This window comes from Salinactinospora qingdaonensis (assembly GCF_039539445.1).
In the GTDB taxonomy this organism is placed as follows: domain Bacteria; phylum Actinomycetota; class Actinomycetes; order Streptosporangiales; family Streptosporangiaceae; genus Salinactinospora; species Salinactinospora qingdaonensis.
On record NZ_BAABDD010000004.1, the window covers coordinates 124,926 to 147,256 of the forward strand.

18 protein-coding genes, 1 tRNA gene and 2 pseudogenes are annotated in these 22,331 nt (G+C 65.0%); 8 read left to right on the top strand and 13 right to left on the bottom strand.

Annotation, left to right across the window (positions count from 1 at the left end):
• Window positions 1-14: 14 nt before the first annotated feature.
• The 3 genes from gyrA to ABD848_RS06005 all read left to right on the top strand — a co-directional run bounded on the left by gyrA (window position 15) and on the right by ABD848_RS06005 (window position 3,760).
• Window positions 15-2,591 carry a DNA gyrase subunit A gene (gene gyrA, locus ABD848_RS05995; RefSeq protein WP_344968196.1) on the top strand — a complete coding sequence of 859 codons (2,577 nt, stop codon included), beginning with the start codon at window positions 15-17 and terminating at the stop codon, window positions 2,589-2,591.
• 278 nt (window positions 2,592-2,869) lie between these two features.
• A complete protein-coding gene (locus ABD848_RS06000) occupies window positions 2,870-3,538 on the top strand; it encodes a DUF3566 domain-containing protein (protein WP_344968198.1) in 669 nt (222 codons plus the stop codon).
• A 148-nt stretch (window positions 3,539-3,686) separates the two neighbouring features.
• Window positions 3,687-3,760: transfer RNA gene (locus ABD848_RS06005), tRNA-Ile, on the top strand.
• 171 nt (window positions 3,761-3,931) lie between these two features.
• Here ABD848_RS06005 and ABD848_RS06010 read toward each other — a convergent pair.
• Complete coding sequence (locus ABD848_RS06010) at window positions 3,932-4,171, bottom strand: helix-turn-helix domain-containing protein (protein ID WP_344968200.1); 240 nt, start codon at window positions 4,169-4,171, stop codon at window positions 3,932-3,934.
• Window positions 4,172-4,195: 24 nt separating this feature from the next.
• Window positions 4,196-4,786, bottom strand: coding sequence for a hypothetical protein (locus ABD848_RS06015; RefSeq protein ID WP_344968202.1), 591 nt, complete (start codon window positions 4,784-4,786; stop codon window positions 4,196-4,198).
• Between the two features lie 256 nt (window positions 4,787-5,042).
• On the opposite strand from ABD848_RS06015, the gene ABD848_RS06020 reads away from it, so the two are divergent.
• Window positions 5,043-5,585 (top strand): helix-turn-helix transcriptional regulator, encoded by a 543-nt coding sequence (locus ABD848_RS06020; RefSeq protein ID WP_344968204.1) that lies wholly within the window; start codon window positions 5,043-5,045, stop codon window positions 5,583-5,585.
• A gap of 323 nt (window positions 5,586-5,908) precedes the next feature.
• Here ABD848_RS06020 and ABD848_RS06025 read toward each other — a convergent pair whose 3' ends face one another.
• Genes ABD848_RS06025 through ABD848_RS06060 form a run of 8 tightly spaced genes read right to left on the bottom strand, consistent with a single transcriptional unit; the run spans window position 5,909 to window position 13,116 of the window.
• Entirely contained in the window at window positions 5,909-6,733 is an 825-nt protein-coding gene (locus ABD848_RS06025) for a shikimate dehydrogenase (RefSeq protein ID WP_344968206.1), read from the bottom strand.
• 7 nt (window positions 6,734-6,740) lie between these two features.
• On the bottom strand, window positions 6,741-7,493 hold the full coding sequence (locus tag ABD848_RS06030; RefSeq protein ID WP_344968208.1) for an NAD-dependent epimerase/dehydratase family protein: 753 nt from the start codon (window positions 7,491-7,493) through the stop codon (window positions 6,741-6,743).
• Window positions 7,490-8,218, bottom strand: coding sequence for a coenzyme F420-0:L-glutamate ligase (locus ABD848_RS06035; RefSeq protein ID WP_344968210.1), 729 nt, complete (start codon window positions 8,216-8,218; stop codon window positions 7,490-7,492). The genes ABD848_RS06030 and ABD848_RS06035 overlap by 4 nt, the downstream gene beginning before the upstream one ends.
• On the bottom strand, window positions 8,215-9,276 hold the full coding sequence (locus tag ABD848_RS06040; RefSeq protein ID WP_344968212.1) for a glycosyltransferase family protein: 1,062 nt from the start codon (window positions 9,274-9,276) through the stop codon (window positions 8,215-8,217). Before ABD848_RS06040 ends, ABD848_RS06035 begins: the two co-directional genes overlap by 4 nt.
• Window positions 9,273-10,154: a hypothetical protein gene (locus tag ABD848_RS06045; protein WP_344968214.1), complete on the bottom strand. Its 882-nt coding sequence runs from the start codon at window positions 10,152-10,154 to the stop codon at window positions 9,273-9,275. Before ABD848_RS06045 ends, ABD848_RS06040 begins: the two co-directional genes overlap by 4 nt.
• A gap of 4 nt (window positions 10,155-10,158) precedes the next feature.
• A complete protein-coding gene (locus ABD848_RS06050; RefSeq protein ID WP_344968216.1) occupies window positions 10,159-11,379 on the bottom strand; it encodes a methionine adenosyltransferase in 1,221 nt (406 codons plus the stop codon).
• The gene (locus ABD848_RS06055) at window positions 11,327-12,262 is read right to left on the bottom strand and encodes a Gfo/Idh/MocA family protein (RefSeq protein ID WP_344968219.1); all 936 of its coding nucleotides are present in this window, start codon (window positions 12,260-12,262) and stop codon (window positions 11,327-11,329) included. Before ABD848_RS06055 ends, ABD848_RS06050 begins: the two co-directional genes overlap by 53 nt.
• Window positions 12,259-13,116 carry a sugar phosphate isomerase/epimerase family protein gene (locus ABD848_RS06060; RefSeq protein WP_344968221.1) on the bottom strand — a complete coding sequence of 286 codons (858 nt, stop codon included), beginning with the start codon at window positions 13,114-13,116 and terminating at the stop codon, window positions 12,259-12,261. The genes ABD848_RS06055 and ABD848_RS06060 overlap by 4 nt, the downstream gene beginning before the upstream one ends.
• A gap of 311 nt (window positions 13,117-13,427) precedes the next feature.
• Between ABD848_RS06060 and ABD848_RS06065 the strand changes: the two genes are divergently transcribed.
• Complete coding sequence (locus ABD848_RS06065) at window positions 13,428-14,606, top strand: hypothetical protein (protein WP_344968223.1); 1,179 nt, start codon at window positions 13,428-13,430, stop codon at window positions 14,604-14,606.
• Window positions 14,607-14,632: 26 nt separating this feature from the next.
• Here ABD848_RS06065 and ABD848_RS06070 read toward each other — a convergent pair.
• Window positions 14,633-15,265: pseudogene (locus tag ABD848_RS06070) on the bottom strand (IS110 family transposase); the annotation flags it as partial.
• A 181-nt stretch (window positions 15,266-15,446) separates the two neighbouring features.
• Window positions 15,447-16,016: pseudogene (locus ABD848_RS06075) on the bottom strand (transposase); the annotation flags it as partial.
• Between the two features lie 704 nt (window positions 16,017-16,720).
• Here ABD848_RS06075 and ABD848_RS06080 point away from each other — a divergent pair.
• The gene (locus tag ABD848_RS06080; RefSeq protein WP_344968225.1) at window positions 16,721-17,482 is read left to right on the top strand and encodes a DUF5131 family protein; all 762 of its coding nucleotides are present in this window, start codon (window positions 16,721-16,723) and stop codon (window positions 17,480-17,482) included.
• Between the two features lie 67 nt (window positions 17,483-17,549).
• Complete coding sequence (locus ABD848_RS06085; protein ID WP_344968227.1) at window positions 17,550-18,680, top strand: three-Cys-motif partner protein TcmP; 1,131 nt, start codon at window positions 17,550-17,552, stop codon at window positions 18,678-18,680.
• Between the two features lie 191 nt (window positions 18,681-18,871).
• On the opposite strand, the gene ABD848_RS06090 is transcribed toward ABD848_RS06085, so the two are convergent.
• Complete coding sequence (locus ABD848_RS06090; RefSeq protein ID WP_344968229.1) at window positions 18,872-20,758, bottom strand: hypothetical protein; 1,887 nt, start codon at window positions 20,756-20,758, stop codon at window positions 18,872-18,874.
• A gap of 394 nt (window positions 20,759-21,152) precedes the next feature.
• On the opposite strand from ABD848_RS06090, the gene cas7g reads away from it, so the two are divergent.
• Window positions 21,153-22,331 (top strand): type I-G CRISPR-associated RAMP protein Csb1/Cas7g, encoded by a 1,179-nt coding sequence (gene cas7g, locus ABD848_RS06095; RefSeq protein ID WP_344968231.1) that lies wholly within the window; start codon window positions 21,153-21,155, stop codon window positions 22,329-22,331.

A 22,331-nucleotide genomic window follows, 5' to 3' on the forward strand; every position in this document is an offset into this window, starting at 1 on the left:
AGGATCGACATCCAGTGACGGATGCGAACACCCCCGAAGCCCCAGAGGAAAACGAGAACTCGCAGTTCCGGGTCGAACCCGTCGACATTCAGGTCGAGATGCAGCGCAGCTACCTCGACTACGCGATGTCGGTCATCGTCGGCCGTGCCCTGCCCGACGTTCGCGACGGTCTCAAACCGGTGCACCGCCGCATCCTCTACGCCATGTACGACGGCGGCTACCGGCCCGACCGGGGCTATTTCAAGTGTGCGCGCGTCGTCGGTGACGTCATGGGGAACTACCACCCCCACGGCGACTCCGCCATCTACGACGCGCTGGTGCGCATGGCCCAGGGGTGGTCCATGCGCATGCCGCTGATCGACGGTAACGGCAACTTCGGCTCTCGCGGCAACGACCCCGCCGCGGCCATGCGCTACACCGAGTGCAAGCTCCAGGCCCTGGCCATGGAGATGGTGCGCGATATCGACAAGGAGACCGTCGACTTCGCGCCCAACTACGACGGCAAGACCGCCGAGCCCGACGTGCTCCCCAGCCGGTTCCCCAACCTGCTGGTCAACGGCTCCAACGGGATCGCCGTGGGGATGGCCACCAACATCCCGCCGCACAACCTGCGCGAGGTCGTCGACGGGGTGAACTGGTTCCTGGAGCACCCCGAGGCCTCCGACGAGGAGCTGCTCGAGGCCCTCATCGCCCGCATCAAGGGGCCCGACTTCCCCACGAACGGGCTCATCGTCGGCAAGCGCGGCATCGAGGACGCCTACCGTACGGGGCGCGGTTCCATCACGATGCGCGCCGTCGTCGAGGTCGAAGAGGACAGCCGGGGCCGCCAATGCCTGGTCGTCACCGAGCTTCCCTATCAGGTCAACCCGGACAACCTTGCGCTGAAGATCGCCGACCTGGTGAAGGAAGGCAAGATCACCGGCATCGCCGACGTCAAGGACGAGACCAGTGGGCGCACCGGCCAGCGTCTCGTCATCGTCCTCAAACGCGACGCCGTGGCCAAGGTCGTCCTCAACAACCTGTACAAGCACACGCAGTTGCAGGAAACCTTCGGCGCCAACATGCTGGCGCTGGTCGACGGTGTGCCCCGCACCCTGCGCCTTGACCAGTTCGTGCGTACCTGGGTCTCGCACCAGATCGAGGTGATCCTGCGCCGCACCCGCTACCTGCTGCGCAAGGCCGAGGAACGCGCCCACATCCTGCGCGCCCTCCTCAAGGCCATCGACCGCATCGACGAGGTCATCCAACTGATCCGCTCCAGCGCTTCGGCTGACGAGTCCAAGAGCGGCCTCATGGCGATGCTGGAGATCGACGACGTGCAGGCGCGCGCCATCCTCGACATGCAGTTGCGCAAGCTCGCCGCCCTGGAACGCCGCCAGCTCACCGACGAGTACGACGAGCTGATGGCTCAAATCGAGGACTACAACGACATCCTCGGCTCCCCTGAGCGGCAGCGCTCCATCGTCCGCTCCGAGCTGGGCGAGCTGGTGGAGAAGTTCGGCGACGAGCGCCGTACGCAGATCCTCCCCTTCGAGGGGGATATGCGCATGGAGGACTTCATCGCCGAGGAGGACGTAGTCGTCACGATCAGCCGCGGCGGCTATGCCAAGCGCACCCGGCTCGACGGCTACCGGGCCCAGAAGCGCGGCGGCAAGGGAGTGCGCGGTGCGCAGCTCAAGCAGGACGACATCGTCCAGCACTTCTTCGTCACGACCACGCACAACTGGATTCTGTTCTTCACCAATCAAGGGCGGGTGTACCGGACGAAGGCCTACGAGCTGCCAGAGGCCGCGCGCGACGCGAGAGGCCAGCATGTGGCCAACATCCTGCCGTTCCAGCCCGACGAGCAGATCGCTCAAGTCCTGGCACTGCGCGACTACGACGCCGCACCGTATCTGGTGTTGGCCACCAGTTCAGGACTGGTGAAGAAGTCCCGGCTGGCCGATTTCGACTCGGCGCGTTCGGCCGGCATCATCGCCATCAACCTGCGCGAGGACGATGAGCTCATCGCGGTTCGGTTGGTGTTTCCCACCGACGACCTGCTGCTCATCAGCAGTAACGCTCAGGCGATCCGCTTCCCCGCATCAGACGAGTCGCTGCGCCCCATGGGGCGGGCCACCAGCGGTGTCATCGGTATGCGTTTCCTCGACGGCGACTACCTGCTGAGCATGGACGTCATCCGGGAAAGCGACGGCCCGGCCGATGTCCTGGTGGCGACCAAGGGCGGGTATGCCAAACGCACTCCCGCCGACCAGTACCCCGTGCAGAACCGCGGCGGTAAAGGAGTGCTCACGGCCAAGATCGTGGAGGCGCGCGGCCGGCTGGTCGGGGCGTTGATGGTGCGTCCCGATGAGGATGAGGTCTTCGCGATCACGGCCGGCGGTGGCCTCATCCGCACTCGCTGCGCCGAGATCAAGCGCTCGGGACGCGCCACGATGGGCGTGCGGCTGATGAATCTGGACAACGGTAATGAGGTCGTGGCCGTTGCCCGTAACGCCGAGTCGATGGAGGATGACGAGAACAGTGAGTTGGGTGACCCCGACGAGGCCGCCGCAGCCCTGACAGAGAGTGGCCAGGGCTCAGAGGAGTAGCGCCATGCCCGCGCGGGCGACCACGCGGGTTCCGCAGCAGCCGACTAGCCAGATAACCACCAAGATCACTAGAGTTACGGCAATATTAGACATTCATCCCGTGGAGCAAACGACGCGCCCTTTGTAGCAACGTCGTCGACGGACCCCCGCTACCCCGCACGCTGGATGGCGTCGGCTTGAGTCAGGACAGTGCTGATCGTGTGTACTCGACTCCGGTCCGTTTCCCCCTGTCTCCCGGGTTTCAGCCGTCACATGGAGAGTCCAGCGGTAACGTGGCTATGACTGACAATTCGCAACGGGAGTCCGCTGCCCAAGAGCAGGTCAAGGCGGACGACGACAGCAGCGACGACACGATCAGAGACGATTCGACGACTTCCGCTCCACCGGACCCCAGGGAGCCTGATGTCGAAAGCGATGGGGAGGGTGCCGGTGCCGCTTCTGGTCACGGTGACCAGCCCCCCGAGGCCGCGGAGGGCGCCGGTTCGTCTCAGGCCGCGGCGATGGAGCAAGGTGGCGTGACTATGGCAGCACCCGTAGACAGGTCCGAAGGAGAGGCCAAGAGCGTGCAGGCGGCCCGCAAGGCTCATCTCACCTTAAGCCGGATCGAGCCTTGGCCGGTGATGAGGTTCAGCTTCGTCATCTCCTTGGTGTGCTTCATCGTCTTGTTCGTGGCGGTGGCCGTTATCTACGTCATCCTGTCGACCTTCGGGGTGTTCGAGGCGGTCACCGATCTCCTACGGTCCCTGACCGATGGCGGCGAGGGTGACGAGCTCACGCTCCATCCGGAGGATTGGTTCTCCGCATCTCGGGTGCTTGGCTATACCGGCATCCTCGGTGCGCTCAACATCGTGTTGATTACGGCGCTGTCCACGGTCGCTGCGATGCTCTACAACCTCGCGGCCGACCTTGTGGGCGGTATCGACGTCACTCTCAGCGAATCCGAGTGACATTCCTGCCCGAGCCCTCTCCTACGCGGGCTCGGGCACGCCACAAAACCGCTAGACTGGGATCTAACGGGGGCATCCCACCCTCGCACCGCAGCGGCAAACCGGTTCGACCAGGTCCCTCACATGCGGTAAAGTTCCACCAGAACAAGGGCGTATAGCTCAGACGGTTAGAGCGCATCCCTGATAAGGATGAGGTCCGTGGTTCAAGTCCACGTACGCCCACACGTTTTTCCTGCTCAGAGCCTGGTTCTCGGTCGTTGAGGGCCGGGCTTTTGATCGTTTGACCGTGGTTTGACCGTGAGGACCGTACGGCAGCGCCCGTCAGGGTGTGGGCTGGTGCGGTGGTGGGCGGTAGGAGACGGATCGGTGGGGGCGAGCTTCGGTCGGGCAGTGTCACGGTGGCTCCACGGGTTCGGATGGTTTCTCGGTCGGCAGTGGGATGTTGAGCAGCCGCAGGATGTCGGCTGTGGGCACCCGGTAGGCATCGCCGTAGCGGATCACGGTGCAGGGGAAGTCCCCGCTTTTGGCGAGTTCGTAGGCCAGGGTGCGGCCCATGTTGAGTGCGCGGGCGGCGGTCTGCAGATCCACGGCGGCGGGCAGGGCGTAGAGGTCGGGGATGCTCAGCGGCGTCACCGCCGCTGCCCCAGGCGAGTGTGGTCATGCGGCCTCTCTTGTGGGTGTGGTGGTGGGGGTGGGCAGTTCGATGACATCGCCGGGTTTCCCCTTTCTGCGTGCCGAGCCGGCGGTGGCTGGCTCGTCTCGCTGGGGGGTAAGCGGCAGCGGGTAGGGATGTGTGACGGCGGTGCGCCATCTCATGCGCGCACTCCTCTCAGAGCGGGGCCAGTGCGTGGCCGAGGGTTCTATGCCGGGGACGGTGGGGGTTTCTCCCGCGAGCGTCGCGGGCTGTGGACGCGAGGTCTGCGAAGCCGGGGAAGAAACCGGGGCGAGCGCGGTCTCCGATTTTGTTTCTGTGGCCGTTTCTTCGTCCGAGGGTGCGGGGGTCTGGGTGTCGATATGGCCGGTGTTGCTGAGGTGGTCGAGCAGGAGTCGGGCCGCCCCGGCGGGATCGGTGGCCGGGTGAATTGTGGTGGCCGCGTGGCGGTGGGTGCTGTGGCGCCAGGTGATGCGTCCATTGACACACCAGACGGTGAGGTCGGAATGTACCGACAGCACGGAGACGTCGCGTTGGTGGCCTATCAGCATGCGGTGGATTCCGGCGTGGGAAAGCAGGCGGTGGAGTTCCCGCATTGTCTGAGCCGGCGTTATCGGGAGCGTATCCGAGCGTGCGGTGGAGGTGGCTCGGTCGTGGGTGTGGTGTGGCACAGGAATTCCCCAGGGTGTGGACAGCGTGAATGGCGTGTCGGGGCCGTGGTGGGCCGCTGGACCGACAGTGTCACTATAGAACAATTGATTTCCTTAAAGCAATTAGTGTTTTCGAGAAGCCTTTGGTGTGGGGGTGCTTCGTCTCCCCCACCCCTGCGCAACAAGGCGGAGAGAAGCCGGCTTGCAGGGCCGTGCGGCCGGTTGGGTGGGGGCGTGTGACAGCGACCGTGACAGCGACGAGGCGGGGGTAGGTATGGCCAGAGACGGTGTCCCCGGCTGGAACCCCCAAGCGTTACGCCAGGCGCGTGCCGAGGCGGATCTGACCCAGGCACAACTGTCGAGGCGCACCGGGATCGCGCGGTCGCTGATCGCGCTGTACGAGCGCGAAGAGCAGGGCCGCACCCCCAGCCCGGCACGTCTGGTGGCCCTGGCCGCGGCCTTGGGACGCCGGCCAGGTGACTTCCTCAAGGAGGACACCAAAGGCCTGGCCGCCCTACGGGCCCTGGCGGGCCTGTCCCAGCAGGAGCTGCTGGACCGGTGGGGCGATCCCGACATCAAGCTCAGCGCCTACCGCGCCATCGAATGGGGCAAGGTCCGGCGCCTCCGCCAGCACGATGCCGCCGGCCTGGCCCGCGCCCTGGGAGTGACCACCGAGGAGGTCATCGCCGCCCACGAACACGACATCCACCAATGGAACCTGAAAACAGCAACAAAAGACCACTAAGTCCCACCGCACCCCTGAGCGAAAAGAGGAGAAGAGGCCGAGGGCTTAGGGGCTAGCGCAGGGCTTTCCCTTCGCAGGGGGCTGTCCCGCGCGGGGCGGAACCTTGCCCCCTGCGAGGGCGACGATATGTCGCCGAACGGCGAAAGGCCGGACCACCAAGTGGCATCGCGCAGGCTCGCAGGACCGTGGGTGTCGATATAGGCAGCGAAGAGTCGCTGCGCTCACGTCCGGTTCCGAGTTCACCGCGCGCTTGGAGAACGCCAGGTGGCTGGTGGCGGCACTTGTTGACCGGAGATGATCGTTGCGCCGAGGCTCAGTTGTGCCTACGCGCTCGGTGGGGCCGCACGTAGGGCACCTTCGGCCGCTTCGCGCATCGCGGCTATGGGTGCCGGACTGTGGCCGGTTTGGAGTTCGACCTGGCGAGCGGCCTGGTGAATGAGCATGGGCAGGCCGCCGATGACGGTGCTGCCCGCGCGTTGGGCGGCTTGGGCGATCGGAGTGGGGCAGGGCCGGTAGACGACGTCGAGCAGCGTGTTTCCCGCTGTTGGCCACCATTGGGCGAGAGGGTCGGCCGCTCCGGGCGGCAGGGCGGAGACGACCAACTCTGTTTCTAGGTGCCAGGCGGCTTCGGACCACGGGTAGATGTGTAAAGCGACCCCGATGCGCTCGGCGGCCCACGCGAGGTCGGTGGTTCGAGTTGGATCGCGAGCGATGGCGGTCACCGTGGAACAGCCCAGTGTGTGCAGAACAGCGAGGGCGGTGGCGGCGGTTGCGCCCGCCCCGAGTACACATGCCGATTCCGGCTGGGTGATCCCTGCGTTGAGAAGTGCTTGGAGCATGCCGTGGACATCGGTGTTCTCGCCGAACAGTCGGCCGCTGTTGACGGTGACGGTGTTGGCGGTGCCGGTGGCTTGGACAGTGGCCGAGGCCTCGTGCAGCAGGGGGAGGGCTGCACGCTTGAGTGGCATGGTCAACGACAAACCCGCCCAACTGTCGTCCAAACCGTTAAGGAAAGAAGGGAGTTGGTCTGGGGTGCAGTCAATAGCGAGGTAGGCCCAGTCCAGCCCGAGGACTTGGTATGCGGCACGATGCAGCGTTGGAGAGAGGGCTTGGCCGATAGGGCAACCGAGGACGGCGAGTTGCTTCATCGCGTTCCTAGGTAGGAAGTTCGTGGTCGGCGAAGGCCCCACCCATGAAGTGATCAGTGAGCGGGGCGGGATCGTGGTGCTCGTCGGCACTGTCGGCGGGCCGGTAGTCGAGAGCGTCCCAGCCGGTGCGGGGCCACCAGGACTCGGAGTTGTCGGAAGTGCCGTAGACGGTGAGGAAACGGCTTGGCAGAGGTCGGGTTGCGGCGGCGTACAGCAGAGTGGTGGTATCTCGGGGGCTGAGCCAGGTTGCCCGGTGGCGGGGTTCACTGGGGCGAGAGCGGTAGCTGCCTATGCGTACAGCCACGACCTGGAGGTCGGTCTTGTGGGCATAGAGGTAGCCCAGAGATTCCAGGGTGACCTTGCTGACGGCGTAAAAGCTGTCCGGCGCGATCGACGTCGAGGCGCCAACAGGGGTCATGCCGGTGACATGGTGGCTGCTGGCCAGCACCACGCGCGGCACCCGCCGGTGGCGGGCAGCCTCCAGTACGTGGTGAGTGCCGATGATGTTGTGCTGCACCATCTCGGCAAACGGGGCCTCCTGGGTGACGCCGGCGAGGTGGATCACTACGGATGTCCCGGCTGCGGCTTGCTCGACCGCGGCTTGGTCGCCTAGATCGGCGGGAACGAACTCGGTGCCCGGCGGTGGCTCGTTCTCCGGTGGTTGCCGGTCGAGCAGCCGCAGCGCGATGCCGCGGGCGGCGAGGTCAGCGGCCAGGCGGGTGCCGATGGTTCCGGTGGCCCCGGTAATCAGCCATGTCATGGCCGGTGGTGCAGCATGGCGGCCACGCCTTCGTCGCCGGCGGTGTAGTCGATGCCGCGCAGCACGGCCACCGGGGCGCCACGGCCGCGCTGGCCCAGGATGATCCCCGCGGCGGCAGCGATGAGGTCGGTGAAGGTCTCCTCCTGGCGTTTGCCGCCGTGCTCGGTGGTGCGCAGCGCGGTGATGCCGGCGGCGCCGATCGAGATCACGGTCGCTCCGCGCCGGTCGGCACGTCCGTCGGAGTCGGCGATGACCACCGCCACCTCGGCGCCGATACGGGTGGCCAAGGCTTGGCGCAGAGCGTGGGCCGAGGCGTCGGGGTCTTCGGGCAGCAACCAGGCGCCTTGAGCACCGGCGCGGTCGACACCGGCCGAGGTGAGCTGATAGCCCAGCTTGTGGCGGGCGATGATCGGGCCGCGTTCGGTGGCCAGGAAGTACTCGGTGGAGTTGTCCAGGATGAGCTGCACGATCTCGGCGGGTTTGCCGGTGCGCGCCGAGAGGTCCACAGCCTCAGGGCCAGGGGTGAGGCCGGCCAGGTCGACGTAGCGTTTCTCGGCGATGGAGACCACCTTGCTGGCGACGACGACGATGTCGCCGTCCTCCAGCCCGGTGCCGGTGGAGGTGAGGACGTCGGTGACGACCCCGGCCAGGTCGTCACCGGGGCGAACCTCGGGGAAGGGCTCCAGGGCGAAGGCGGAGAAACCAGAGGTCGGGGCAGCGGTCATCCAAGAACTCCTGCGTCGGTGAGAACGGCGGTATGCAGGCGGGCGTGCGCGACAGCGAGCGCTTCACGTCGCTGTCCGGTCGTGGCCTCGCGACCACGGGTGAGCCAGTCGCGGACCCGCAGCAGGTAGTGCGGCCACAACTGGCGGGCCGCATCAAACGGCGAGGCAGTCGAGTTGACGGCGTGCCAGGCGTTCGCTACAGGCAGCGGCCAGGAACGCTCATCATATCTTCGCAACGCCGTGGGGATGAGGCCGTCCAGTGTGCTCAGCATTTCTTCAAGGCGGGCCGACTCAAGCTCGCGTGCGGCGACCCGATATAGGGCCGAGGACGGGGGCATTGGCAGGGGCGAAGGTCTCCAGGCAGCCGTCAGGTGCAGTAGCACGGGGACGGCTTGGTGGTAGATAGCCGGCAGGTGAGGGAAGGATCCGGCATGCTGCTTGGGCTCATCGAGTCGTATGGAGACCACGGGGCCGCACGTAGCGGCGGTTAACAGCAAGAAAGCATCGATACCGTAGCCGTCCACGCACTCTGACAACTCCGCGGGAAGGGTTCTCAGGGCTCGCACTGCGGTGACTAGAGCCTCGTGGGAGACGGCGAGATCCCCGGCCAGCGGCTGAGGTACATCGTTCCCAGTGGTGGCGGCGATCAGTGGTCGGGCCACATGGTTGGTGAGGTTGGCTTCGTCCCAGTGGCGGGGATAGTCAGCGATCGCCAGGGCCGCTCCGTCTCGTACGCTTTCCAGCAACGCGCGGTACACGGCTGCCTTCGGGTTGCGGGTGTCGGTGTCGACGATCAGTACCGCTGCGGCCTCGGCCGGCCCCGAGCATCGGGCGGCGGCCAGGACCTGTGCTCCCTTGCCTCGAACCAGTCCCGTCAGGCCGATTTTGTGAGCATGCGTCGATACGGCGGCGAAGCGTTCCGCCGTTTCTGGGGTGTCGGAGGAGTCGGCGTGGACGATGACCGCACGCCGCGCGCCGAGAGCCGTATCGACGGCGGCGCTGACATCGGCAATGGTGGAGGGCTCATTGCGGCTGGGCAGGATCGCTGCGGCCTTCACCGGACTTGGACCTCCTCGGCAAGTAGGTCGGCGGCCTCCTCAGGATTGGGGGCATGCAGGTAGTCGAACCGGGTATCGGCGAGCCGGGGGATGAGGTGGCTGCGCCAGCGGGCACAGTCGGGGGTATCCAGCGGCCAAACCGGCCCGTAGGGCATGCCGTCCACACCGTTGAGCGGGGTGGGCAGACCGGCAATGTAGCGGGCGAGGTTCTCGTGTAGCCGCAGCCGCTCGTTGACCGACAGCGGCGTTGCGGGGGCCAGTGACGCCGTGGCCAGTCTCGGGTGGACAGCCAGGCGCACGGTCCAGCCCAGCGGAGCCGGCCCGGCCGCGAAAGGCTCCAGGGCTTGCTGGGGTTTGGGGGCCAACGGTTGGAGTTGGTCACGGAGGGCGGCGGTGGGTTTGCCCGGCCACACCGCCAGCACGCCTTCGTGGTACTCCCCTAGGACGACCAGGTCATCTCCGGCGTGGGTCCAGCCGCGCTCGGCAAGCGCAAGCGCGGTGCTGGTCTTTCCACTTCCTTTGGCGCCGAATAGCAGCACCGACTGCCCGCCGGGGGTGTGCAGGGCCGTGGCGTGCACAGTGACTTTACGGTGATGCTGGCGGGCCCGTTCCAAAGCGGTGTAGGTGACATAGGCCAGTGTGTTCGAATCCGCAGCGCAGCGAGGAAGCCGTATGCGCACCGTGCGCATGTCGCCTGTGATGCCCGCGTCTCCGACGGTGACCTCAACGTCGGTCGTTCCCGCTGCTGCGGAGGACGGTTGCAGGTTCCAGCCGCCGGGGAGGAAAGGACCAAGCGCCTGTGCAGCAGTGGGGTCTAGATCTTCATCGAGAGCGAGAACAGCGGACACGTGGCCGGTGGAGATGCGGTGTCTGATCATCCGGTTACCTGTTCTCCAAGTCGGCCAGCAGTTGCTCGACCGGCTCCACTTGGGGCAGGTAGCGGCCCGACAGCAGGTCCTCCATCCAGTCGGTGCGGGCCAGCGTAAGGCGCACCAGCTCCTCGATTACCTCGGTCGGTGCCTCTTCGGCGGTGGTGATCTCGATGGAGGCGGGTTGGTCGTAGGCGGCGCCGTTGCGCCACAGCAAAGCGATACGGCATGGGCCGAATTCGGCGGCGACTGCGCGAGCGGCGGTATCGGCGAGCCAGCCGCCGACCTTGCCGACGTGGTAGGCCGGGTTCTTCCCGAAGGTGGCCTCGTTTCCCGCCAGGTGGGAGCCGCTGATCACTCCGCTGCGGGCGTTTCCCCGGCCGACCAGCCCGTCCTCGCCGTAATCGACGGCCGAACCCGAGAGTGTGAAGTACTGGCGCGACAAGGGGCTGCTGCGGCTGCCCCGGGTGCTGCACACCACCCTCACTCTTCCCGGTAGCCGGTGCTCAAGTACGGCGGTCAGCTCACCGGTCGCAGCGGTGACCACGTCGTCGAACTCCGCCGAGCTGGTTAGTTGTCCAGCCAGGCCAGGTATGCACACGGTGATGGTGAAGGTGTCGCCGTCGCGGACAGTGAGGGCCTTGATGTCGCTGCCCGCCCACGGGTAGCGGTGGAAGAAGGCTTCAGTCAGCAGTGTGATCGTTTCTGTGGTTGTGCGCGGAGCAGAGCCGACGAGGTAGGCGGTGTCGTTGGAGAACGCCTTTGGCCGCTCGGGCAGGTCGTGAAGACCACGGGGAGTGAACCAGTGAGGGAACCTGCTGGAGTCGGTGCTCTCATGTCGGATTTCCAGCTGCACCCGGCCGAATCCCGGCAACACGGCGCGAAGGTGGTCGAGGGCTGCCTGCTCAAGGATCTCCCGGACCGGTAAGGGATGCCCGGCGAACGAGGTGGAGACCCGACCGCCGATGACGACCCGCAGCGGCCGGTCGTAGCTACCGTCGGCCTCGGTGAAGGCGGCCCGGCCGCCCAATACGGCGACCTTGTCCAGATTGTGGTGCAGCACCGCCCCCGCAACCTTCAGGCAGTGCCGGCTGTAACGGATGGAGGCGAGTTCGGCGATGCCGTCGGCGAGAGTGTCGGGGTGGCCGATGCCCTTTCGCTCGACGACTTCCACGGCCAGCTCATACGGCAATGGCGCCGGCGATCCGGACGCGGTGTGCATGGCGATAGACATGGTCGATGACCTCCAATGGGCGCCGCAGCGCCGAGAGCGGGAACAGACAGGGGTGGGCGGGATGCCCTCCGGCGACGTCGAGCACGGCCGCGTACATCCAGCGCCGCAGTTCCTCATGGGTGGGGGCGGCCTCGCGGGCGCCGAGTCCGGCTTCGAGGTTCCGGCCGCGCACACGCAGACGCTGTCCGTCGGCCCGGCGGAGCAGGATTTCGTGACGGGGCGAGCCAAGGTGATCGACCTTGGCATCGATGTGCAGTGTCTGCTCGTTGGTCAGGGTGATCTCAGCGACGACACGGTCTTCGCTCTCGCACAACTCCCGACGGTGGGTGGCCTCGGCGCTCAGTGTCTCGATATCTCCCTTGAGCAGTCGCAGCGCGAGCGCGAGGCCGTGCAGGGCCGGCTGGTGCAGCACCCCACCGGCGGTGGCGTAGGTGCGGCGCCAGCCGCGGAAGTATCCCGGATCACGCCGTACCGCCAGCCACACCTCGATCCGTTCGATCGTCGGGGGGTCAGCGAGTAGTTCGCAGAGGCCGGGGGCGAAGTGCGACTGAAAAGCCACGAAAATCCGTTCATCGCCTTGCCGAGGTGCCAGGAGCGCCGGGGTGGTCGTGGCGGGCTTTTCCACAAGCACTGCGGCACCGGACGTCGCTGCCTCCCGCGCTACCCCGAGGGCGGTCCCAGGCGGGGTAGCCACGACCACCAGATCGGGGTGCAGAGCTGACAAGGCTGCCCGCCACGAGGTGAACACCGGAATTCCCCACGGCACCTCGGCATGCGGGGCGGGATCGGCGACCCCTGTCACCACCACCCCAGAGGTGCCGGCAAGGGCAGCGAGGTGCTTGGTGCCGACCTCCCCCGCTCCGACCAGTAGCACGCGCTTCACGCCAACCCTCCGGGCACGGTCGAGCGCAGGAACACGGCGCCGGCGGTAAGCGCCTCGGCTGGCTTGTCGCGTACATGGGTCTCCAGCGCATACGGCAGCATCGGGTAAACGGCATGTAGCAGCGGCAGCACATCCCCGTAGGGCACGCACCCTGATCCGGCAGGACAGAATTCCCGGGCACCCTCACGGGTCAGCCGATAGTCCTTGACATGCACGTATCCCACATAGGGCGCCAGTGTCCGTATCACTTCGGGGGTGGCTTGGCCGACCTCGTGGAGATTCGCCACATCCAGCCACAGCCCCAGCCCTTGTCCGTGGTATCGAGCGAGGATCTCCAGCAACGGTTCGACGCTGGCGACAGTGCACACCGGCTCGTTTTCCAGCAGCAGCCGTACTCCGGCCCCGTGCGCCATCTCCAATGCCTTGGGCAGCAGCGGGTCGTCGAGCAACTGCTCGGTTAGATGTGGCTCGACCCGCAGATGGGAGAAGATCCGCACAACCGGGGCACCCAGGAGCGCTGCGCTTTCAATGGCCCGCTGTACCCACCCCAATCGCTCACCGGCTGGAACCTGAGTGGGGAAGCCGAAGGTGTCCACTCGCCCTGGGCAAGCTTCGGGCTGGCACCACTTCCACAACGGCGAGGCCAACGCCGCCACCGTCAGACCGTGCTCCTCGGCCAAGGTGCGGATACGCCCGAGCCGGTCGTCGGGCAGCCTGATCGCATTGACGCCCTCGGCTGAGCGGATCTCCAGTCGCTTGATCCCCAGCTTGACTGCCAGGTCCATGCCTAACACCGGATCGGGGCCAAGTTCGTCGGGGTTGAGTACCAGCGTGCTCTGCGGGCATGCGCCCATGCTCGGTTTTCCCCTTCGGCAACACGATGGAAGCGGTCATTCTGCGTCGGGCCGTTTAAGCCTGTGCAGAAGCGGATCAAGATCCGCTCTCGCAGGAGAGCAACGTGGAATGTGGAAAACGACAACGCCCATGAGGAGGCGTTGGAGAGGCAGAGTTACTGCGGTTCACACGTCGAGACCGACACGAAAGGAGCATGCGTTTTCACCTCTAGCGGCAGCAGGGGCACTGCTACGATCCCTGCGGCCCATGCCAGGGCGACACCCCGTCACCTGGCCCAAAACCGGGACAGATTCAGCCCGTTGGACATCCCTTGGACACACGGATCCCACCGCCCCGGCTTTCCCCGGAGGACGTACGTGCCGAGCTGTTACGGCTGCGCCAAGGGCCCGCCCTCGGCCATCCCGGGGCGGCTACAGCGCTCAGTAACCAACTCCAGGCGCTGCTGCTGGCCCGCCAACCGCCGCTGTCCCATGCGGCGAGCGAGACAACGCGCCTGGTGGCAGCCTTGCGGCGGGCGATCGACGCCTTAACCGTCCACGAGCGCCGCTACGCCACCGTCGACTTCAACCTGCTGCCAGAGCACTCCTGGCCTACTCTCACCGAACGGCAGGAATCCCTGGCGCGCGTGCTGGGATGTTCAGCGAAGACCGTCCGGCGTCACGCTGGACAGGCACTGGACACCCTCGCTCTGCTCATATCCGACGGCAGCTACCTCACCGAACAGCCCCCTGCAGCCGACGACGCGCCAATGCCGGCTGCCATGGCACCGCTTGAAGGGGCAAGCCGGCTCTTCGGCATCAACGCCACCTCCCGAGTAGACCTGATCTGCTCTGCTCTGCCCAACCAGCAGCGCGTACGCCAACACCTCAACGATCCGCTATACGCCCGCTACGCGGGCTTCGCCGACCTCGACACCCTGTTCTACGTCCGTATCCGCCTCGCCCAAAGCTTCCCCACCGCCACCATCCGCGACTTCCATCCCGGCGAGTACTACAACGCCGAACCCGACTGCCTGATAGTTCTCGGCGCTCCAGAGCGCAACACCACCTACGCCGAGTTCGGCCCACACCTGCCCTACCACTTCACCCCGCGGCCGGATCCGGCCATCGCCTTCCCCGACCACGGAGATATCCGCCTCCCCCCTGCGTGGACTCCTGCGGGAGAACTACTCGCGGATCTAACCGTCATCACCCGCCTCACACTTGACCAAGGCACCACCGTGCTCCTGCTCGGCGGCTGCCTAACCCTCGGTGTGCTCGGCGCCGCCAAGTGCCTCCTCAACGGCGAACGCGGCCAGCGCAACACCACCTACCTGGACGCTTTCGCTTCTGACGGAGACTTCGTAGCCGTCACCACAACCCGCAAGGTCGGCGGCATCACCGACACCCCCGACCTGACCGCCACCGAACCGCTGCTCCTACTTACCCGCGAGCAAACGGGCAGCTTCACCGTCCGCCTGGACAACACCGCCCGCTACGCAGGCCGGTGAACGCCCCCGCGCTGACACCCGGCAAGGGCGTGGGGACGAATGGATTCGACCAGCCGGGAGCGGCCCGCCCGGCGGATGCGTTCCGGGCTCGGGTAGCGCTCCAGGAGCGTGAGCACGGCCGGGTGGTCGGTGCGGGGGCCGAGGACGCGCTCCAGGGCGGGGTGGAGTTGGGTGAGCAGGCCGCGCAGCCGGTTGCGGGTGCGGGTGGCCTCGGCGGCCAGGTCCTCGTCGTGGCCGGCCACCATGTTCAACGCGGCGATCGCCTCGTCGTCGCTGGCCAGGTTGCGCAGGGTTGTGGGGCATCGTCCGGGCCGCGTCGGCGATGACCGCCGCATCACGGGCATCGGTCGTGGCCTGGCCGGGATACAGGTCGGCCACACGCCGCATGGTCAGGTGCGGGCAGGTAGGCCACCGGGCATCCGGCGTCACAGGCCACCGCCAACGGCAAGGCGCCGATGGAGGCGGGCTGGTCGACCACGACCAGCACGTGGCCGTGTTTGGCGGTGAGCGTGTCCAGCACTGCACGGAGTTTGGGTTCTGTTGGGCAGACGCTTGTCCAGCACGGTCTTGCCTGCCGGGGTGAGCCCGTGGGCGTGGTGTTCGCCTTTGCCGACGTCCAGGCCGAGGTAGACGCCGATCCTGTCAGGGGTGTCCATCATGGTGGGTTGCCTATCTGCGCTGTTCCTGGCCTCGCCTGGGCACCGTCTGCCGGCATCCACATGACGAAGATCCTGCCCATAGGGGCGGATCGTGCTTCTATCAGCGGTCTGGTGGTGCCTCTGGTGCCCGGTGACACCACCCCCAGATCATGGACGACAGGGGGGAATCTCAATGGCCGTGTCAAGTCGTAGTTGGCCTGACCGGTGCGTTGTGCTCGAAGAACCGGCCATCACGCAGCAGCGCCCACAGCACGTCCACCAGCCTGCGTGCCAGCGCCGGCAGCGCCTGCGTGTGCCGCATCCGCTCGCCACGTTTGCGCTGATAGAACGTTCTCGACGGGCCGTGGGCGGCGATCGAGGACAACGCGTCCATGGAGAACACCCGGCGCACTCGGCGGTTGTAGCGCTTCGGGCGTCGAAGGTTGCCGCTTACCCGACCCGAATCCTTGGCCACCGGGGCCAACCCGGCATAAGAGGCGAGTTTGCCCGAGTGGGCGAAGGCAGCCACGTCGCCGCCGGTGACGACGATGAACTCCGCGCCCAAGATGGGCCCCATCCCGGGCAGGGACTCGATGATCTGCGCGTGAGGATTGGACCGGAACACGCTGGCGATGGTCTTATCCAGCTCTTTGCGCTCACGGTCCAGCTCCAGCAGCTTGGCGGCCAGGCGCTTAATGAGCGCGGCGGTGCTGTCCTGGCTGGCCAGGACGATGGCCTGGGCCTGGGCCGCCTCCAGGGCGCCGGCGGCGATCCCGGCGGTGTCGGGCCGGTGGGTGCCGTGCTCATGCAGGTGGGCGATGAGTCCCGGCTCACCGGCGGCGCGGATCTCCTCGGGCGTGGTGAAGGCGGTGAGCAGGACCAGCGGCGAGCGCTTGGCGTAGTCGAATGCGCGCTCCAATCCGGGAAAGATCGCCCCGAGCAGGCCGCGCAGCCGGTTGACGCCGCGCACCCAGTCGCCGGCCAGGCGGCGGTGGTTGAGATCGGTCTTCATGATCCTCAGCGACGCGGAGGTCACCCCGATCTCAGGCCCTCGGGCATGTCACTGTAAGAGCAGGTCGGCCTGGCCGTACCGAGCCACCAACCCCCACCTCTGAGGGAATCATCAGAGGTGCCCAGCGGCTCATCCTTGCCCTCGACAAGCTCGACTTCGAACTATGCTGACCGGCCGCGATGACCCGTCAGTGGTGGTCACTGGGCAGCGCTGGGGCGAAACGCTGCCTCTGAACCCCCGGCTGGGGAGGGTTACGGCCACCAGGATCGCCGCCCTAACTGAAACCGGTTGGCCAAAACTCTTACGAACCCTGGCCTTCTCTTGTTATTCTGCGAACAGTTGTTCGATGGTTGCTGGTTTTTTGATTAGGGCGGCAGCGGCGGAGCCAGCGTGGTTGGGTTGTTCCAGCTTTGGTTGATGCTGCTCGTCAGACGTTGTTTTCGATATGAAGGGTTGGGCTCGCTGTGGCTGACAGAAGCTCGATTGAGTGGACCGAGGCCACCTGGAACCCCACCACCGGTTGCGACCGGGTCGCTTCCGGGTGCGACAACTGCTATGCCTTGGCTCTGGCCAAACGTCTGAAGGCCATGGGAGCCGGCAAATACCAAAACGATGGTGATCCTCGCACGTCAGGCCCGGGCTTTGGTGTCACGATCCACCCCGAGTCGCTCGATATCCCGCGTCGTTGGAAGTCGTCGCGTGTGGTCTTCGTGAACTCGATGAGCGACCTGTTTCACGCGAAGGTCCCCAAAGACTTCGTCCACCAGGTATTCCAGGTGATGGCGGAGACTCCGCAGCACACCTACCAGATCCTCACCAAGCGCTCGCACCGTTTGGCTCGTCTCGCGTCTGAGTTGGTGTGGCCCCCTAACGTCTGGATGGGGGTCTCAGTGGAATCCGCCGACGTCCTCGATCGGGCCGACCACCTACGCGAGGTTCCCGCGGCCGTGCGGTTCCTCTCCTGTGAACCGTTGCTTGGACCGCTGCCGCGTCTCGATCTCACCGGGATCGACTGGGTGATCGCAGGGGGAGAAAGCGGCCCTCACCATAGGCCGGTGCACCCGGACTGGGTGCGCGGTCTCCGCGACCACTGCGCCGAGCAGGGCAGCGCGTTCTTCTTCAAGCAGTGGGGGGGACGCACTCCGAAGACGGGCGGCCGGGTACTCGACGGCCGTACATGGGACGAGCGCCCTTCCCACGCTGCCCAGGCTTGCTTGTCAAGGTGACCATTTAGCCTCTTCCGGCCACATGAGACATTGTTGGCCTGGTGTCATATGTTCATAATGCTTAGGTATGGCGGTCCCCGAAAAGGCTGTGTGGAAACTTAGCCCGCATACAGAAGCAAAGCACGCGATGCTGCGTAGCTACCTGGAGACGTGGCTGGCAAAGCTTGCCGGAACACGAGGAATCCCTCCCCTCACCTATGCCGAAGGCTTTGCGGGACCGGGGGTCTATGAGGGGGAAAAACCAGGTTCTCCGGTGATCGCCCTCGACGTCTTCCTCAAGCAAGCCCACCGTCTGCGACGCGACCAGCACCTCAACGTCTTGCTGATCGAGGAAGACGCCAGACGGGTGGAGGAACTCCGCCGTCAGGTGGCAGCAAAGCTGGCTCCCCATGGAGGTTCGCATCCTAAGCTCAACGTGACCATCCAGCACGCTGACGCCAGCGCCTTGTTGTCCGACCTCACCGAAGAATCACGTAGAGACGAGCCATTCTTCGCGTTTCTCGATGGGTGGGGTGGGCCAGACCACATTCCGTTTGAAACGGCACGTCACGTCGCTCAACGCCGCGGGGGCGAGGTGCTTGTCACGTTTGAAGCCAGCCATCTTTGGCGCTTCGTCGATGACGAGGAACGCGCTGAGGTTGGGGACCGGTGCTTTGGCAGTCAAGAGTGGCGTGATGTAAAAAACCAGCCTTCGAACAAGAAGCAGAAATTTTTGATTGATGCTTATCAAAAATCTCTCAAGCGGGCTGGGTTTGAATATGTTACGTCTTTTGAGATGATCCTCCCTAAAAAGAGTCGCTTGCATCTGGTCTTTGGAACCAAGCATATCGAAGGCTTGCGAGTGATGAAGAAGGCCATGTGGAAGGTCGATCCACACCAGGGAGGAGTCTTCCATGATCCACGATTCCCAGGACAGCTCTCCTTGGATCTTGAAGCTCAAGCCGATCTATCTCACCTGCGTAAGGTCATCTTGGACAAGCTTGAGGAAGGTCCCATTAGCATAGACTCCCTGAGAGAGTTCGCGTTACACGAAACAGTTTACCGCGAGAAGCATGCTCGCGAAGTCGCTCAGAAGCTGCTGAGAGAGAAGCTGATTACCTCTACCGGGGGAGCTAATATGGGCTCAGGATCAATATTGGAAATGCGCAGCGATGATCCTGCTTCCTCGGCGGGACCTCAGCAGGAAGCACTCTTCTGAAGCCCCTCGAACAACGCTTGCAGGTCCCCTTGGCTGACGGAAAATCTGGACCAGTTGGTGATTGTCTCTCGGTTGGCAGGCGAGTAAGCATGCCAACGAAAAATTAGTATAGCCGTATATCCCATCCAGCGCTGGAGTGGCAAAAGTGCGAGCGTCGCAACGTCCGCGCTTGCCCCGTCCCTACAAGTTTTTTATTCTGAGGTAATAGCTTCTCCTGTATCGTCGTGGCTGACCCCTGGGATGAGTGGGGCGTCATAGGACAGAGGGATCTCGTGGATTTGGTCGCGTAGTTTTGGCTTGGGGCGGTCGTTGTCCAGGATGATGAGTTGGCAGTCGCGTGATCCCGAGAAGGGTGTGCTCTCCCAAGCCGCGGCTGTTTTTAGGGCGTATTCGTAGATGCGGTCGGCCAGAGCGCGGTCTTTGGGGTTGGCGCCGATGTTTTTGCTGATCGAGTCGATGATGAGTAGCCCGGGGAGGTTGGTGGTGCGGCTGAGCAAGGCATGTTGGAGCAGGGCGAAGCTGTAGGCGACGTTGACGGCGGCTTGAGTTCCTCCGCCCAGGTCGGTGAAGGTCTGTTGATCGATCAAGGGGAGGTAATTGCTGTGGTCCAGGCTGGCGTTGCCGTTGTACCAGGGGAGTTGGAGAACATCGATCACTTCTTGGAAGCGTTCGTCCATGTCGTTGAGGGAGCGACGGCGAGAGGAGAGTTGATCGTCGAGCTTCTTCAACTTTTCCTTGAGGTCGGTGATCTCTTCTTGGGTGGCTCGGATACCGGCTTCGATCTCTTGAAGACGTTCATAGTGCTCTTGTTGGGTTTGTAGCGTTGTGATCCTTTCCTTTGTTGCGGCGTTGCGGGCTACGAGCTCCTCGATCGTTTCCTGGAGGGGAGCTAGTTCCTGTGTCTGGTACGCCTGGAGCTTGTCCTCGGCCTCGGTAGCCCTGGTGGTGGCTTCGCGATGAGTCTGGGCAGCGAGGCCAGCTTCCTGCTCAGCTTGCGCGAGCTTGTCGACAGCCTGATCATGGAGCGCCTGCAACCGGTCGCGCTGTGTCTCACCGTTATTGCTCGTTTGGGGTTGGAGGCACAGCGCACAGTGGCCGGCGGGAACCGTTCGACCGGCCAAAGCAGCGGCGCATGCCGGGCACGAGGTGAAGACAGGGTCGTGTTCGGCCAGCGAGCGTTTCAGCGACCGTACCGCCTCGTATGCCTGGTCGACCCGAGTATCGGCAGCATGTCGTTGCGCTGCGGCCTCGGTTTGGCTCTGGCGGGCCTGATCTACTTCCCGGCGCAGCGGATCGGCGCTGCGGCTCACGGCGCGAGCTTGTTCTCGCACTCGCCTGAGCTGTTCCTGCAGTGCCTCTTTTTCTTGACACGCCGTCTGGTGTTCCGCGACGGCCTGCTCGGGTGTGGTCGTGGACTTCTCGAAGAACCGTTGGAGAGTCTGGTGCGTGGCTGACTGCTCCCGCAGCGACTTCTCGCACTCCTTCAACCGTGCCTGCAGGATCTGAGCCCGAGGGTCGGTCAACCCGAACAACAGCTCAAACACGTGCTTACGGGCGGAGTTCCTGTCCTGGTGCAAGATGACCTGCCGGTCGATCTCACGCTGGGTTCGATACAGGTAGGGCCAGACATCCAAGAACCCCAGGCGTGCGGCGCGACGGTTCACAGCCCGGACCTCGTCTGGCGCGATGGTTTCCTTGAGGTCCAGCCACCCGAGAAGGCGATCCGACAGCGTGGCCTCATCAGCCGCTTCCTGCCGGGAGGGGGCCTTGACCGGCAACCGTTCCACCAGTTCGCGCCCCAGGTCCAGCACCTCTACGTATTTGGGATTGCGAACGTGGCGCCGCAGCCAGACTTCGTTGTCCTGCAGCCGCAGTCGCAACTCGACATGGGACACATAGCGCTTGAAGGCGAGCTTCCAGTTCACCTTCTGGCCGAGGACGAACCCGATCGCATCAGCCATCGAGGTCTTGCCGGTATTGACGGGGCCTGACACCGACACGATTCGATGGTCCAGGTAGTAGGGACGAGGCCCCAACGGTCCGTGGATGACCAGTTCAAGTAGCCGCATGTCACGCATAGGAGAAGTTCCTTCGCGGTCGACAAGTTGACAATCACTCTTTGGGATTATTCATAAACCTTTAGTGATTGAACTCAGGCTTCCACAGGGCACCGGCTGCGTGAGTGGCTTTGAGGAAACGACCGCTGGTTTCACGTAGCGCAGAAGACATCTACCGAGACAACGCTGTCGCCCCCGTTCTCTCTGCTGTGTAATACGGCTCCTGGTGGCATCTGTGTTTTTGTGTCATTGTCTTCTTTTGTTTTATATGTACAGTTTGACCGTTTTTTCTTTAGGGGTTCTGAGGTTGTGAAGATTGTCGTTGTCTCCGGTTAGATTGCGGGGTGTTGTTGGGGCGGCTGCGTTTGTGGTGGTGGCCGTCGTCGTGTTCGTCGCAGGAAGGTGAGGGAGTTTCGTGGGGGAGTTGGCTCAGCGTTTGCTGGAGGCTGTCGGTCCTGAGCGGGAGTATGCGGGGATCGCGGTGTCCTCGCAGTACCGTCCGGCCAGTGGGGACAAGGTGTTTCCGCCGTCGTTTCCGCTGAGTGAGAGCGAGAAGAAGAGGGGCGTCTCGCCTTACCTGTCCGAGAAGCGCTGGGTTGAGGGTGAACTGTGCGATGTGGTGGTGCTGGATCAGCCCCCTAGCCAGGCCAACCGGATGGAGATGGCGCTGTTGGAGGCGCGGGATGCCGGCCAGATCGCGTTGCCGCTGTTTGAGTTGCAGGCCGAGACCTCGTGGGGGCCGTTGCGGTTGACCTCGCTGGAGTTTCCGCATCGTTTCGCGGATGCTTACCTGCGCGACAGCCTGCTGGAGGGCAAGCCGTTCGATTCCAGCGAGGTGGGCAAGCGGCTGCGGTCGGTCTCGGCCAGGGATGTGCGGCCGTTGTTCGAGCGGTCTCCGGAGTCGCTGCTGTTTGGGGCGTGGGACTCCCACCGCAAGGGGCGCGGGGTGAAGCTGGCGCGGCTCTACTCCTCGTCGATGGTGGGGCTGAATCCGGTGGAGGGCAAGCGCAAGGGCGGGCGGATGGATCCGTTCAACCTCACCGGAGCGGTCCGCGACTCCACAGTCGAGGATTGGGAGTTCGTTGCTACGGGAGCCAAGCTCAAGAAGAAGGAAGGCGAGAAGCTCAGCGAGACCGGCCACGGCAACATCGCTCCCGGGGATGTGCATGGCGGGGTGGCCATTACCGAGGCTCGGCGCATGGGGTGGTTGTCGCTGTCGGGGGTGGGGCAACTGCGGTTCGGGGACGCCTCGCCGCAGGCGGCACAGTTGGCGCGCGCCACACTTGCCGCATTGGCGCTGGCGGGGGATCGATTGGCGTTTGGCGCGCCGTCGGTGTGGCTGCGCTCGGGCTGTGACCTGATCCGTGGCAGTGAGGTGATGGCCTTCGACCGTGATGGCCAGCAGCAGGAGGCGTTCACGGTGAGCGCGGCCGAGGCGGTCTCCTGCTTCCACGAGCTGCGCGAGCGTACGGCCGAGGCCGGTATCACCATGGCCGGCGACACCATCACGGTGACGCCGAAGAAGGCGCTGGCCGAGGCGATCGAGTACGCCACCACCCGCGCCGGCGCGGACGAGGATGCCGGGGAGGAGTAG